Here is a 14,723-nt window from a genome sequence, read left to right on the forward strand (position 1 = left end):
AAAAACCTAATGGATATGCTTCAAAATAATTTCTGCTAATAATGCTGCTCTGTAAGGAAGATTCGATATAAAAACATGTTCGTTTTCTGAATGTGCCCCATCTCCCTGTGGTCCAAGTCCGTCGATTGTAGGTACCCCAAGTCCGGCTGTAAAATTGCCATCACTTGCCCCTCCCGAAAAGCCTTCGCCAAGGTCGTAACCATGTGTTTGAGCAATTTCTTTCAGCTGTTGGTATAATTCAACAACCGAATCTGTTCTTTCTAATGGATATCGTTCGATTTCCCCAGTTATTTCTACCTTTGTCCCCTCGACAAAAACAGGTCGGTTCCTAATTTGCCGAACCAGCTTTTCGGCCTGATTCTTCTTGGTAATCCGTACATCAATCTCGGCGATTGCTTCTTTTGCAATTACATTCACTCTCGTTCCGCCATTGATCACACCGACATTGACGGATATTCCCTCCTCCCGATTAGCTAGTTTTTTTAAATCGATGATTTGATAGGCTAATTCTTCGATCGCACTTGCACCATCCCACGCATTTATGCCGGCATGAGCAGAAACCCCTGTTATCTTTAGGGTAAATTGCCCCGCCCCCTTTCGCTCCGTTTTGACGGAGGCATGAGGACTGATACTCGATTCAGGTACGAACACAACCGAACTTTTCCTTGCTTCCTCAAGAATGATTTCCTTCGAGTGCTCACTTCCGATTTCTTCATCTGTCGTGACAAGAAAGACAACTTTTCGTTTTCCTTGGACGCCTTTTTCTCGTAACGCATTAAGGGCCCAAAGTGTGATCGTCAAACCGCCTTTCATATCAAACACACCCGGCCCGTAAAGAATATCTCTATCTTGCTTGATGGGGATGGCTCCCTTGTCCCAAACCGTATCCATATGCCCGATGATTAAAATTTGTTCCGTTTCATCTCCTGTTCCATATGTAAATTTATACTGATTCCCTACTTCTTTTTTCCTAATTATTTCTACTGTACCGCCAACCAAGGATTCAAATTCTGCTTTTAACACATCACCACATTGGTCAACGAGCTCTTTTGTATGCGATGGTGATTCTGCCCTTGTTAACCCCATTAATGTTTTAGTAATAGAATCTTGGTTCTCTTTTAAGAAATTTAGTATAGTTGACACCTATCCTCTTCCTTTCATTGCTATTTAATCCCCTATCGCCAACAGTGGATCTTTCAAATTAATGGCCAAGGACGTAACTAAAAACAAAACAACACCATTCGTTTCCGCATAGTATTTTTTGATGGATTCACCGAATTCGTCGGTGATTTCCCCAAGTAATTCCCCTTTCATAACACTTTGACCAATAACCACATTTGGATACCATAATCCTGTGTAATCGGCGAATGACCAATCGAAAGTATTTAATAGTTTTGCCGGTGTATGTTTAACCGCACCATCCAATGCACCGATTGAGCGCATTGCATTTCTTACTCCCTCTTGTAAAAGCTGCGAGTTTTCTTTGTCTAAAATTCCTTGTTGACCAGCTTCCGCAATGATGGCCACTTTTCCCTGTAAGGCAGCAGTGCTATATGTCGAGCCACCTACTTGCCCTGTGGAGCCGACAACATATTCAATTCCAAATAATGAAGCTAACCTTCTTGAATTCTCTGTTACTTCAGCATTCTCGCTTACATGATAAATTGTAAAAGGAACTAACGCTTCAATCATGTCACCGCCGTGTAAGTCAATGATATAATCAGCCTCTTTAATGGCTGTTTCATTTAGGCAGTATGCCAGTTTTTCCGCGGCAGTTCCGTCTTCTTTACCAGGAAAGGAACGGTTTAAATTTTTATTGTCCTCTGGATGAACATAGATGCTTCGCGCATAAAAGGACCTTGGGTTTGCAATCGGGATAACAGCGATTTTCCCTTTTACTTCATTTGGCAATAGCGTTTTACCGACTTCGAGCGCGGCATCGATTGATGTATACTCACAGCCATGGATTCCCCCGAGAATGAGCACTGTAGGTCCTTCTACTTCTCCATTAATTAAAAACACAGGCAATTTTTCTTCAATCAGAGGAAATTGTAAATATCCCTTCACTTTTTCTCCGCGGCCAACAGAAAGGTTACCAAAATTCCACATGTCAAACCTCCTATAGAAAAAAATGGGGCAAAGCGACCGTATAAAAAATAACGATCGCTCTGCAAGAATGATATTAGTCTTTGGTTAACTTCTGGAATGGCACATACCAAGTGTTCATCGGATTGATTTCAAATCCTTTTACCCATGTTCTCACTGGTACTTGGACTTTACGCTGCGAAGGGAAAATATATGGAACATCCTCGGCCATGATGGTTTGAATTTCTTTATAGATTTCTTCACGTCTGCCTTCATCAACCGTTTGTCTGCCTTCTTCTAATAATTGATCCACTTTCTTATTGTCATAGAATGCTAGGTTAAATCCAGGACCTTTACTGGAAGAGTGGGCAAAATACCAAAGATTGTAATCTGGATCCGCGTAATCTGGGGTCCATCCGCCAATTGCTAACTGGTGCTTACCACTCGTAACTAAATCCAGGTATGTTGGCCATGCCAATGATTTAATTTCAAGATCAATCCCAATCTTTTTAAAGTCACTTTGCAGCATGACGGCGATGTTTTTGCGAACTTCGTTATTTTCTGAAATGGCAATTTCTAATTTAAAGCCTTTGTCCTGACCAGCTTCTTTTAGAAGTTCTTTTGCTTTTTCGAGATCAAAGTCATACAGTTTCACAGCGTCATTGTAGCCAAACATTCCTTTTGGAATGATCCCGCCGATCCGTTCCCCTGCGCCTAATAATACGTCGTTAATAATCGAATCATAATTTACGGCATGGGCAATCGCTTGACGCACTTTAACATTATCTAATGGTTTTTTCTCAATATTCATCGAAATATCATCTATTGCGTATCCTGGAGATTTAAGGATCTCAATCCCATCTGCGCCTTCCATTTGTTTTAATACATCCGGGGAAAGCATCGTATCGTCTAGTAAGTCAAGCTCCCCCTTTTCAAGCATTAAGCGTGCAGTGGCTGGCTCATTAACAATTTGGATATTGACTGTTTTTAATTTAGGCACTTCTCCCCAGTAATCGTTGTTTGCTTTCAAAACGAGCTTTTGACCGCGAGCCCAAGAATCTAACACGAAGGGTCCTGAGCCCATTTCTTTGTCCGCTAGATAAGCTTCGCCATTATCATTCCCCTCATGTTCAGCAAGTTTAGGGTTGACGATATTTCCAAACACGGTTCCAAGTGTTTTCAAGAATGGAGAAAACGGTTTAAGTAATTTTATTTTGATGGTATGTTCATCAACAATTTCAAAGCTATTTTCATCGATAACTCCATTGAATTGTCCAGCGGCTGATTTACCAATTTTTAATGCACGTGTATAAGAATACTTTACTGCCTCAGCGGTTACTGGCGTCCCATCATGAAACTTCGCATTTTTATTTAAATAAAATGTATAGGTTACCCCATCTTCAGGCAAATCCCATTTTTCAGCCAACTGCGGTTTGATTTCTGTGTCCGTTCCATCGTAGGTAACAAGACGATCATAAAGCATATAGGTTACGCGAAACGAAGTATTGGACGATGTGCCGTGCGGGTCTAGGTGTGGAATATCTTGGTTAGTAGCATAATTAAAGACATCTGGATTTCCAGAACCTGTTTTCTCTGTTTGCTTTGGCTGGTTGTCCTTTCCATCCGGAGTTGTTTTTGTTGTTTCCTGGTTATATTTATTACAACCAGTCAACGCCAACAGAAGCGTCAAAGCTAAAACAAGCATTTTTATTGCAAAATTGTTTTTCCTCATTCGTTTTCCCCCTCGTAATAGTTAACATTGGTTTTGTGGAACTTAGTTTTTTACGGTGCGATCACCCCTTTCAATTCGGAACACTCAGCGGTTTTTCGGATCTAATAGGTCTCGTAATCCGTCACCTAAAAGATTAAAACCAAGAACTGTCACTAGGATAGCTAAACCAGGAAACGTAGCAGCCCACCAGGCATCACGTAAAATTTCTCTACTGGACGAAAGCATCGCACCCCACTCTGGTGACGGCGGCTGGGCCCCTAAACCGATAAAGCTCAAGCCCGCGGCTGCGAGAATAACAAACCCGAGATCAAGGGATGCTTGAATGCTGGCCGGTGCAATCGAGTTGGGGATAATCTCCTTGAACAGGACCCTAATGGGATTTGCGCCAATCACTCGTGCCGATTCGACAAACTCCGCATTCTTAATGGATAATACGGAGGAACGGACAATCCGTGTATACCAAGGCCACCACGTGATGGCGAGAGCAAGCAGTACGTTTTCAATCGAAGGTCCAAGGGCTGCAGCAATCGACATAGCAAGAATGATTCCTGGAAATGAAAGAAAAATATCGGTAATCCTCATGATAATTTGATCAACCACTCCACCGACAAAACCAGCAATCGCACCGAGCACGGTTCCTACTGGAAAAGCAATCACAACCACTAGCAAACCAATTTTTAAAGATATTCTAGTGCCATAAATAATCCGGCTAAAAATGTCCCTTCCTACCTCATCAGTTCCAAACCAATGCTCTGAACTCGGCGGCAGCAATTTCTGTCCCAAGTTTACTTCCAATGGATCCTTTGGGGAAATCCAGGGAGCAAAAATGGTAAGAACAATGATCATTAATACGATGAAAAGTCCAATCAACGTTAATGGACTGGAGAATAAACGTCTAGCCATTCACTCTGCCTCCCCTTAATCATAATTTAGTCTCGGATCGATAACTTGATAGAGTATATCAATAATCAAATTAACCGTAATAAATAAAATAGCAATCAGCATCGTAACGGCCATAACGGCAGGAAAATCCAAATACGTAATTGCATTTACCGCATATTTCCCTAAACCAGGCCAGGAAAAGACCGATTCTACAAGGACACTGCCGCCTAGGGAATGGCCAAATGTCATTCCAAGCAGCGTCAAAATTGGCATCATTCCATTTCGTAATGCATGCCCGTAAAGCACCCTCGTATCTGTCCCTCCTTTTGCATAGGCGGTTCTAACATAATCACTTTTTAAAACTTCAAGCATACTGGATCTCGTCATCCTTGTAATCATCCCAATCGTTACCGCTGCTTGAGTAATACCAGGTAGAATGAGATGAATGATTGCTGATTGGAAAACCGTCCAATTCCCCGATAGTAATGCATCAAGAGTATACATACCGGTAATCGTTACTGGAGGCGACAGCCCCGTGTCCAACCGTCCAGATCCCGGAAGTATACCGAGTTGGAGATAAAAAAAGAGGAGAAGTAAAATTCCGAGCCAAAACGCAGGCATGGCAACTCCCATTAACGACATGACACGTGTAAACTGATCTGCTATTTTATCCTTCTTATTCGCACTAATGACGCCAAAAGGTATCCCTATTAAAATAGTGATGAACATCGAGAATAACGTTAATTCAAGCGTGGCTGGAAAATAAGCCTTAATATCCTCGATTACTGGCTGGTGGCTAAAGTTACTAAATCCAAAATCACCATGGACCAGGTTGTTCATATACGTTCCATATTGAACATATAGCGGTTTATTCAATCCCATTGTTTCACGGAGTTCTTCAATTACCTTTGCATCGGCATGAGGTCCTGCAGCTAATCTTGCCGGATCGCCGGGAATTGTATTTGAGATAAAGAAAGTCAAGACAGTGATGCCAAAAAGGATCGGAAACATTAGTAAGAGTCTCTTTATTATGTAACGGAGCGCATCCATTCCTACTCCCCTCCTTCAATTTGTTATGAAATAATGAGCCGCGGCTTTTCCAGTTGGGCTGGCTGAACATGGATACAAGCCGCCCAATGGCCCATTTCCTTTTCCCTCAGTTCAGGAACCTCCGTTTTACATTCTGCTGTTGCTACTGGACATCTTGTATGGAAAGGGCATCCACTTGGCGGATTCACCGGGCTTGGGAGATCACCTTGTAAGATGATCCTTTCTCGTTTCTTCGTCGGATCTGGCTGAGGCACAGCCGTTAATAAAGCCTTTGTATAGGGGTGCAACGGATTCTTATATAAATCTTCGACATTGGCAATCTCCACAATTTTCCCTAAATACATCACCGCAACGCGATCGGAAATATGTTGAACAACGGAAAGATCATGGGAAATGAACATATAACTTAAATTAAATTCCTTTTGCAGATCGACCATCAAATTCAAAACCTGCGATTGGACAGACACGTCCAGGGCAGACACAGGTTCATCGGCAATAATGAGTTTCGGGTTTAACGTTAGCGAGCGGGCAATGCCAATCCTTTGCCTTTGACCTCCGGAAAATTCATGAGGATACCGATCTAACTGCTCTTTTCGAATCCCGATTTTATCGATTAAAGATTCAATTATTTTCATTCGTTCTGCCTTGTTATTCATTCCATGGACAATCAATGGAGTCTCTAGAATACTCCGAATTTTACTCCTTGGATTTAAGGAAGCATAAGGATCCTGGAAGACTAACTGCATATCTTTACGGACAGATTTCATTTCTCTTCTCGGCAGATGGGTAATGTTTTTCCCGTTAAAAATGATTTCCCCTGAAGTCGGTTTTAAAAGTTGGAGAATCGTGCGGCCAAGACTGGATTTTCCGCAGCCAGATTCCCCGACAATACCCAATGTTTCACCGTGTTCAATGTGGAGGTTAACACCGTCAACAGCTTTTACTATTTTCTTTTCACCTAAAAACCCTTTTTTAATGGTGAAGTGTTGTTTCAAATCCTTTACTTCGAGAAGTGACATCCTCTTCCACCTCCTTCTTAAACAACCAGCATGCTGTTAAATGATCTTCTCCAACCTCTTGCATCGGCGGAATTTCCTGTTTGCAAATATCCATTTTCTTACTGCATCGATCGTAAAATCGGCATCCTGACGGCATCTGATCAGGTGATGGAACCATCCCAGAAATGGAACCCAGTTTTTCCTTTCTTTTCCCTAGTTTAGGTATTGATTCAAGCAACCCTTTCGTATAGGGGTGCTTAGGGTTTAGGAATAACTCCTTTACATTTGCTTGTTCCACCACTTTTCCGGCATACATCACAATTACCTTGTCGCAAACTTCAGCAACTACACCAAGATCATGGGTAATCATAATAATCCCCATATCATTTATTTGTTTAAGATGGTTCATCAAATCGAGGATTTGCGCTTGAACGGTTACATCTAAAGCCGTCGTTGGCTCATCGCAAATTAATAACTTTGGATGACAAGCCATCGCAATCGCAATCATAATTCTTTGTCTCATACCGCCTGATAATTGATGAGGGTATTCATTCACAAGGTCTTCAGCCCTTGGCAAGCCGACTTCCTTTAACAATTGAATGACTCTTCGCTTTCGCTCCGCCTTGTTACTATCCGTGTGAAGGATTAGCGCCTCTTCGATTTGCCTTCCAACTGTATGAAGCGGGTTTAAAGAGGTAAGCGGATCTTGAAAGATCATCGACATTTGATTTCCGCGAACTTTTTCCAGGCGCCGTTTAGAAAATTCGGTCACATTCTCATCATCCAAGAGAATCGATCCTTCAAGCTTTGCCTTTTCAGGTAGAAGTCTCATGATAGATAAAGCCGTTAAACTTTTTCCGCAGCCAGACTCGCCGACAATTCCTACTGTTTCTCCTTTTTCAACTTGAAAAGAAACATCATCTAAAATTTTTGTGTATTTTCCTTCTCTTTTTAATGAAAGAGCTACGCTTTTCACTTGAAGCAGCATAGGTAAAACACCTCCTCCTAATGTCAAAAAACATCCATTTTTTTCAAATCTTTAAGGGTGTGTAGATAATGATCGGAAAATGCCTTTTTTACCTTCTCTAAATCTTTTGATTTTAGGACATCTAAAAGATGTTTGTGGATATCGACCACGAGCTTTGCCCTTTCAGGAACTACGCTTGCTACAGTAAGAAACATTGCTCCAACCTGAGTATCTAGCTGCTGGTGCATATGAATTAATCGTTGATGCTTTGAAGCCAGCACAATCGTATGATGGAAAGAAATATCGCATTTTGCCTCTTGTTCCAAATCTTCCTCTTGATAGGCCGTTTTAAATTCCGCCAATAATTCTTCTAATCTCAAAAAGTCATTGGTTGTTAAGTTTGGTGCAGCCAATTCAGCTGCTTTTCCTTCAAGCAAGGCTCGCATTGTATAGATTTCATACGCATCCTGGTTAGATAATGTTGTAACAAATGTGCCCCTATTTGTTTCATGATTGATCAATCCTTCATTCTGAAGCATTCTTAACGCTTCACGAATGGGTCCCCTTGATATGTTTAATTTTTCCGCAAGCTGCACTTGATTTACTTTTTCTCCTGGTTTAAGAGTTCCATTCATAATCATTTTCCTAATTAAACCAGCCACGTGATCCGAAAGATTTTGATAGTTTATTAACATGCTGTTTCACCGGATTCATATCTTTCTTTTAGTTTAGATAAATTTTTCCAATCCATTTGAGCAGCCCCTGATTCAATATCTTTGATGAGGGAAATAAGTAATCGAGTTAAAGGCATTTGAATTTGGTGGATTGCGCCGATTTCAATAACTGGGACTAATTGAAAATCGATTTCTGTCTTCCGCTTTCTTACTGCTAAATCCCGCCAGATTCCACTTTTCGCCTTTTTATTAATTGCCATCCGCTTAGCGAGTTTTTCTAATTGTGCGTTCAAAATAAGTTCATCTCTAGTCTCTCTTGGATAGACATAGGTTGGTTCCCAATCATCAAAGCCTACAGGCTGGATTCCTTCCAACGCTGCAACCTCTAGTATTTCTGAACATAGTTCCATCAGCGTTGGACGAAACTCCTGGTTTCGCACAACTGCTGCCATTGTTTCATCCACTAATGCCGTTGCAAATAAAAGCCCTGCATAGGAAAGTTTCCCCCATAAATAGCCCCAAATATTGTTTGTTACCTCAACTGGTCCCCAACATGTTAAAAGTTCCTGTAAATCCAGCAGCCTTTTCGTTATTGATCCGTCTAACTCCCCTAAATAGATGGAGGCAACCCCTCCATAAAGAATCCTCCCAGGGGATAAATAATCCGCAGAAAAATTAACAAAGCAGCCAATCGTTCTTTCTTTCCCGATGATTTTTGAAATCACATTTTCACAAAGACCATTTTGAAACGATATTATTTTTGAATTTTCCGATAATAATGGCAATACTGATCTAACGGCTTCTTCTGTGTGCTGCGCTTTCACACATAAAAAAACTGTATCTAGCATTTTTCCCCTTCTGATTAATTCGTTAGGTGTATACGCCGAACATTTCACTGTAAAAGTTTGATCCGGTCCCTCAATGGTTAAACCATCGGCATTCATTTTGTTAATATGGTCTTCAGCAATATCACAAAAGGTAACTGGTTTCCCATCCTTTACAAGGTAAGCCCCTAGGACACCTCCGATTGCACCTGCCCCAATAATGGTAATATCCACGTCCCCAGCCCCCCTAAAATAATTGTTGCCCTCCATCTACCGAAATCGTTTGACCACTAATATAGCTAGCAAAATCTGAGGCAAAAAATAACACTGGATTTGCGATGTCTACTGGTTCTCCAAGTCGTTTCACAGAAATAGATTGAATTAAGCCCTCTTGTTGCGATTTAGTCATTCTTTCCCACTGTTTACGGGTAGAGGGATTGGAGAGGACAAATCCTGGTGCAATATTATTAACCGTTATTCCGAATGGACCTAATTCCTGAGCCATTTGACGGGTAAATCCAATTTGACCAGCTTTGGCACTCGCATATGCTTGAATACCTGTTAAACTAGTACTTCGACCGGCTCCACTAGAAATATTGATAATCCGTCCATACTTTTGTTTTTTCATATAGGGGGCGACAGCTTTTGTTGTAAAAAAAGCCCCATCTAGATTTACATTAAATATTTTTCGCCATTCATCTTCCTGAACATCTTCTATTGGTTGATTCACCTGTCCACAAACCCCGCCTGCGTTATTCACCAGGATATCAATTTTCTTATATTTATCAATTATGTATTTAATCAGGTCTATTACTTCGCTTTCCTTCGTAATATCACATGAAAAGGTATCAAATTGAGTTAGATGATCAGAATCCTTAAACCGGCCATTTATTTCATTTTTAACCTGTTCTAGTTCCTCAGCTAAGATATCCGTCCCAATTACATTGGCACCTTGACCCGTAAATGCACAACAGATCGCTGCACCTATTCCATGTGCGGCCCCCGTCACTACTACTGTTTTTCCTGTAAACAGCGAAAAGTGTAAACTGTTAACACTTTCAAACATATCATCTCACCTCTTTGTTTTTTATCATAACCGAATGCTTTTCAGAATGTCAAAGAATTTTTGGAATATTTTTAATTATTTCAAAAAGAGAAACTTAAAGAATTATATTAGTAAATTAAAAACCTGCCCCTCTGCTAGGCTAACTCGTTAGCCTTCTAAGGGGCAGGTACCAAATTTCCCGTCTAATCAGATGTTTGAAGATATCAATAGATAAAAAGAAAAGAACCCAGACACAGATTCTTCTCATTTGATCCCTATTTTGTTTCATTTGCTTGTACCTCCGCGGAAAACTCCCATGTCAGGCCGTTATCTTTCGAAAGAAACTTCCCTTTTACCTTTCCGCCTTGATAATCACCGGATGGCCCTTGATTAATAAGGACGGCTAAATGATCTTCTTCTTTAAAGGGCAGTTCGGCGGTAACAAAAATTTTATTATATTGATCAGGAATCGGAATCGATGCACTCACCCAGGAATCACCACCATCTTGCGTCACATTTAGATCAGGTTCTTCTGGATTTATAAATCCAGAGGATAAGAAACCTGTATGTTCATCCACAAAGCCACCGTCTTTTATTAACCTTGTCACGTTCGTTGGATTCGTTTCCTTCCACGACTTGCCGCCATCATGGGTGACATAGACATTGGACATTTCCTGTGACACCGTCCGATCTCCGGTAAGAATGACATAACCAAAATTTTCATTCAAAAAATCTACTTTTCGAAACCGGAGCGATGGATATTGTTCGGTGACAACAGCATCCTGCCAATGGTCACCTTGATCCAGCGAATATTTCAAAATAATTTTTTTAGCGGACCAATCAGGGCCATCTGAATATAAAAATGCGATCCGATTTTTTGAAAGGATATAACTTTTTTCTATAAGCTCTTGTTTATTGCCGCTGTACTCGCCTTCAAATAGTTTATCTTTGGCAATTGGAACAGTCTTCCAGGTTTCGCCTTTATCGAAGGTAATCTTGAGATAGTCGTATTGAAGCGAGTACTCAATGGCTTGATTAGCAAATTGGATTGGTACCTTTTGTTTATCTTTTGTATCCGTTATTTGATTTTCTTGAGGTTTTCTCGGTTCAATTGAAGATTGGAAATAAATCAAGGCGATGATTAAGAGTGCCACCATTAAACTGCTAATCCCAAGTAGGATATTTTTCACTTATCAAAACACCTCACGAAAAAATCGGCTCCCGTCTTCTTCTATTTTATTCACAACTATTATACTACAAATATACATAGAATATCTATGTATATATTCAGAATCGTACCGGTGCCTGACACCCGCTGCACTAATGGTTAGCAATCGAGAATTCGGCACCGAAATTTCCTACTCTTTGATGACCAATCCCATTAATGTAGCAAATTGAATTGCTTGATAAGATGAGACCTTGCAGCCTTTTAAATCCTCTATTGCCACGGTCAGTGTATCAAATGTGGAAGTACTAATATCAATTCCTTTTAGTGGCGTTTGATCAAAGTTTGCGCCATCAAGATTACAATGTTGAAATTCAACGCTTTTTAATTTACATTCAAAAAAATCGGTACTTTTTAATAACGTTTCCTGAAATTTTACTTTTTCAAGCTTTGAATTTGCAAATGTCGTCAAGTTTAAGACGGAATTATCAAACTGAGCATTTCCAAAACGTGATTCGGTAAAATCCACACCTACTAATTTACTATTTTTGAATACCACTCTGTGTATGGAAGACTTACTCAAATTGGCATTGGATAAATCGCAGTTTTCAAACAGCACATCCGTAATATCAATATTTTTAAAATCGGTATGGTTGAAGCGGCAATTCTTTATCACCATATTCGATAATCGCACTCGGCCAACCGTTTCATTTTCAAATACGGAGTCAACGACCTGACACATTTCTAATTCATGATCTTCTTCATAAAAAATATCTTGGAAATTCCTTGCAGGTAATTCAACTGAAATTTTAGGTGAGTCAATTTTCATATCTATGCCTCTTTCATCGAAGATTAGTGGATTTTTAAAATATATAGCGTATTATTTATTCATGATAAAATCTATCTTACATCAAGGGAAGCATATGAGCCAGCGCCAATCGTATCAAATATCGAATCCCCACAAAAAACAACAATCCTTTTAGAAGTGAGTCAAAAATAAAGAACAGGTTCCTATCTATGGACCCTGTTCTTTGTTTCATCTATTCAGTTAGTTCCTGCCAGTTCTTCCGCTGCATTCCTTTTAGAAACTAGCGACTCAATAACGTAGGCCATTTCAAATCCATCTTTAATCGCACCTGTAATGGAACCTGGATTGTTAGCGTCACCTAATACAAAGACATTATCAAAATGGCTTCGATAGAGCTCTTCTAGTGGATTATAGGCCTCTGTCCCCATGGAGAATACAACATGATCGACTTCAAATTCAGTTTGCGCAGCTGATACTTCATCCTCGACGATAACGGAATTTGGCAGGAGCTTTGCTACTTTCTGACCTTCGATAATCTCGACATTTACCTTTTTCAAACGATCCAACAGCATCAATCTGGTGTGGGCTGAGACTTTTTCGCCAGTGGCAGTAGGGATGTCAATCAATGTGACAGCGTTCCCCTTTTCCGCAAGCTGGCGGGTTACGCTATAGCAAACCATCCCACTACCAATTACGGCAATTCTTTTATCATTAAATGCTTTGCGTTCTAAAAGAACATCTTCATAGTCACATACATTCGTAAGATCATTTCCCTCTATGTCCGGAATGATTGGTTTGGCACCAGTTGCTAAGAATACAGCATAGGGATTTAAAGCTTTAATCATTTCAATAGAAGCCTTAGTATTTAGGCGCACATCCACCTTTAATCGTTCCATTTCATTGCTATGATATTGAATCATCCAATTCATTTTCTCTTTTGCTTTTGGAGCGGTAACAAGGTTCAATTGCCCGCCAAGCCTATTGTCCTGTTCAAATATGGTAACGTCGTATCCTTTTAAAGTAAGAACTCTTGCCGCTTCCATTCCGCCAGGTCCGCCGCCAACGATAGCCACCTTTCGCTTATCTTCAATCGGTTTGATTTCCTTAAACTCCAGTTCTCGGCCAGTTCTAACGTTAAGTGCACACAGAACGTGAGCGGATGACCTTGTACAATTTAGGCAGCAAATACACTTCCTAATTTCCTGATCACGGCCTTCCAATGCTTTCTTCGCCCATTCCGGGTCAGCGAGGTGGGAACGTCCCATCGCAATAAAGTCAGCTCTGCCCTCGGCTAAAATGTTGTCGGCAAATGCCGGTTCACGAATAACCCCAACGGTAATCACTGGGATCTTCACTACTTTTTTCATTTCCTCCGCAAGGTACACTCTCCCCCCTTGGTCGAACAACATCGATTCGATTATTTTATTCAAAGAATTATAGTTTCCGCAGCTAGCGTGAATGGCATCTACCCCGACTTTTTCCAAGTAACGGCAAATTTCCTTGCTTAATTCTACATTCGTTCCACCTTCTTCAAACTCGTCTACACTTAGGCGAATCGTAACCGGAAAATCCCAGCCGCATTTTTCCTTAATGCCAACAATGATTTCCTCGACAAATCTCATTCTATTTTCAAAGCTGCCGCCATATTCATCGGTCCGCAAATTGGTATTAGGACTCAGGAATTGGTTTATTAAGTAGCCATGTGCCCCATGAAGCTCGACCCCGTCAACGCCGGCAAGTTGACATCTAACCGCACCCATCACAAATTTATTCACGATTTCTTTTACTTCTGCAGTTGTTAATTCTCTTGGTTCTTCGCCAATTGCCGCACAAGTAACCGGACTTGGCGCTACGATTTGTCTCCCGCCGCCTAATACCATGGAAGTGGTTTCTCTGCCTGGATGTTGCAGCTGAACAAAAAGTTTTGCGCCATATTTTTGGACAGCATTTGCTAACCGATGAATCCCCGGTATGAAACGATGTTCATCTATTCTTAGTTGATTAAATGCGGCTCTGCCAAATTCATAATCGATTGACGTATATTCAACAATAATTAACCCGGTTCCCCCTTTTGCTCGTTCTTCATAATAGGCAATCTGATGGTCTGTGATTTCCCCATTCGGGCCTGCCAGATTCGTTCCCATTGCAGGCATCACAATTCTATTCTTCAAAACCAAACTGCCGATTCTTCCTTTTTCAAATAGATGACGGTACTTCATAAAACTAACGCCTCCTTTTAGGTTGCTCAACGTTTCACATAAACGATTGTAAAGTAAATATTTCCAACACTAATTATAAACGAACGCATCTGATACTTTGTGAATTTGAGGTGTCAATTTTTAGCCTAAAAGGTGTCAGGCACCAATTTCCACACCAAAAGGCTGCGTTGATAATATGGATCGAGAATTTCAGTAATTTTTTAAAGTTTGTATTGTAGTGAATAGGTCTAAATCTATCTATTGTTAAATATTTTATATGAAGCGTAAAATATGA

At 40.6% G+C, this 14,723-nt stretch carries 13 protein-coding genes; all 13 read right to left on the reverse strand.

From position 1 onward, the window contains the following. Positions 1-6: 6 nt before the first annotated feature. Positions 7-1,143 carry a M20 family metallopeptidase gene (locus ACIQCO_RS17410; RefSeq protein WP_400430611.1) on the reverse strand — a complete coding sequence of 379 codons (1,137 nt, stop codon included), beginning with the start codon at positions 1,141-1,143 and terminating at the stop codon, positions 7-9. 24 nt (positions 1,144-1,167) lie between these two features. Then, entirely contained in the window at positions 1,168-2,109 is a 942-nt protein-coding gene (locus ACIQCO_RS17415; protein WP_400430612.1) for a M14 family metallopeptidase, read from the reverse strand. Between the two features lie 73 nt (positions 2,110-2,182). Then, positions 2,183-3,817, reverse strand: coding sequence for an ABC transporter substrate-binding protein (locus ACIQCO_RS17420; RefSeq protein ID WP_400430613.1), 1,635 nt, complete (start codon positions 3,815-3,817; stop codon positions 2,183-2,185). Between the two features lie 84 nt (positions 3,818-3,901). Next, complete coding sequence (gene nikC / locus ACIQCO_RS17425; RefSeq protein ID WP_066086516.1) at positions 3,902-4,720, reverse strand: nickel transporter permease; 819 nt, start codon at positions 4,718-4,720, stop codon at positions 3,902-3,904. A 15-nt stretch (positions 4,721-4,735) separates the two neighbouring features. Continuing rightward, positions 4,736-5,749, reverse strand: coding sequence for an ABC transporter permease (locus tag ACIQCO_RS17430; protein ID WP_400430614.1), 1,014 nt, complete (start codon positions 5,747-5,749; stop codon positions 4,736-4,738). Between the two features lie 23 nt (positions 5,750-5,772). Continuing rightward, positions 5,773-6,768, reverse strand: coding sequence for an ABC transporter ATP-binding protein (locus ACIQCO_RS17435; RefSeq protein WP_400430615.1), 996 nt, complete (start codon positions 6,766-6,768; stop codon positions 5,773-5,775). Further along, positions 6,722-7,735, reverse strand: coding sequence for an ABC transporter ATP-binding protein (locus ACIQCO_RS17440; RefSeq protein WP_400430616.1), 1,014 nt, complete (start codon positions 7,733-7,735; stop codon positions 6,722-6,724). Before ACIQCO_RS17440 ends, ACIQCO_RS17435 begins: the two co-directional genes overlap by 47 nt. Before the next feature lie 23 nt (positions 7,736-7,758). Beyond that, on the reverse strand, positions 7,759-8,409 hold the full coding sequence (locus ACIQCO_RS17445; RefSeq protein WP_400430617.1) for a GntR family transcriptional regulator: 651 nt from the start codon (positions 8,407-8,409) through the stop codon (positions 7,759-7,761). Then, positions 8,403-9,446, reverse strand: coding sequence for a ketopantoate reductase family protein (locus ACIQCO_RS17450; protein ID WP_400430618.1), 1,044 nt, complete (start codon positions 9,444-9,446; stop codon positions 8,403-8,405). Before ACIQCO_RS17450 ends, ACIQCO_RS17445 begins: the two co-directional genes overlap by 7 nt. Positions 9,447-9,459: 13 nt before the next feature. Next, on the reverse strand, positions 9,460-10,278 hold the full coding sequence (locus ACIQCO_RS17455) for an SDR family NAD(P)-dependent oxidoreductase (protein WP_400430619.1): 819 nt from the start codon (positions 10,276-10,278) through the stop codon (positions 9,460-9,462). Between the two features lie 254 nt (positions 10,279-10,532). Further along, positions 10,533-11,447, reverse strand: a complete 915-nt coding sequence (locus tag ACIQCO_RS17460) for a WD40/YVTN/BNR-like repeat-containing protein (protein WP_400430620.1) — start codon at positions 11,445-11,447, stop codon at positions 10,533-10,535. 168 nt (positions 11,448-11,615) lie between these two features. Then, positions 11,616-12,251, reverse strand: a complete 636-nt coding sequence (locus ACIQCO_RS17465) for a pentapeptide repeat-containing protein (protein WP_400430621.1) — start codon at positions 12,249-12,251, stop codon at positions 11,616-11,618. A 215-nt stretch (positions 12,252-12,466) separates the two neighbouring features. Next, positions 12,467-14,449, reverse strand: a complete 1,983-nt coding sequence (locus ACIQCO_RS17470) for an oxidoreductase (protein ID WP_400430622.1) — start codon at positions 14,447-14,449, stop codon at positions 12,467-12,469. Positions 14,450-14,723: the final 274 nt, after the last annotated feature.

The sequence above is a fragment of the Neobacillus sp. NPDC093127 genome (assembly GCF_044754175.1).
Lineage (GTDB): Bacteria > Bacillota > Bacilli > Bacillales > Cytobacillaceae > Neobacillus.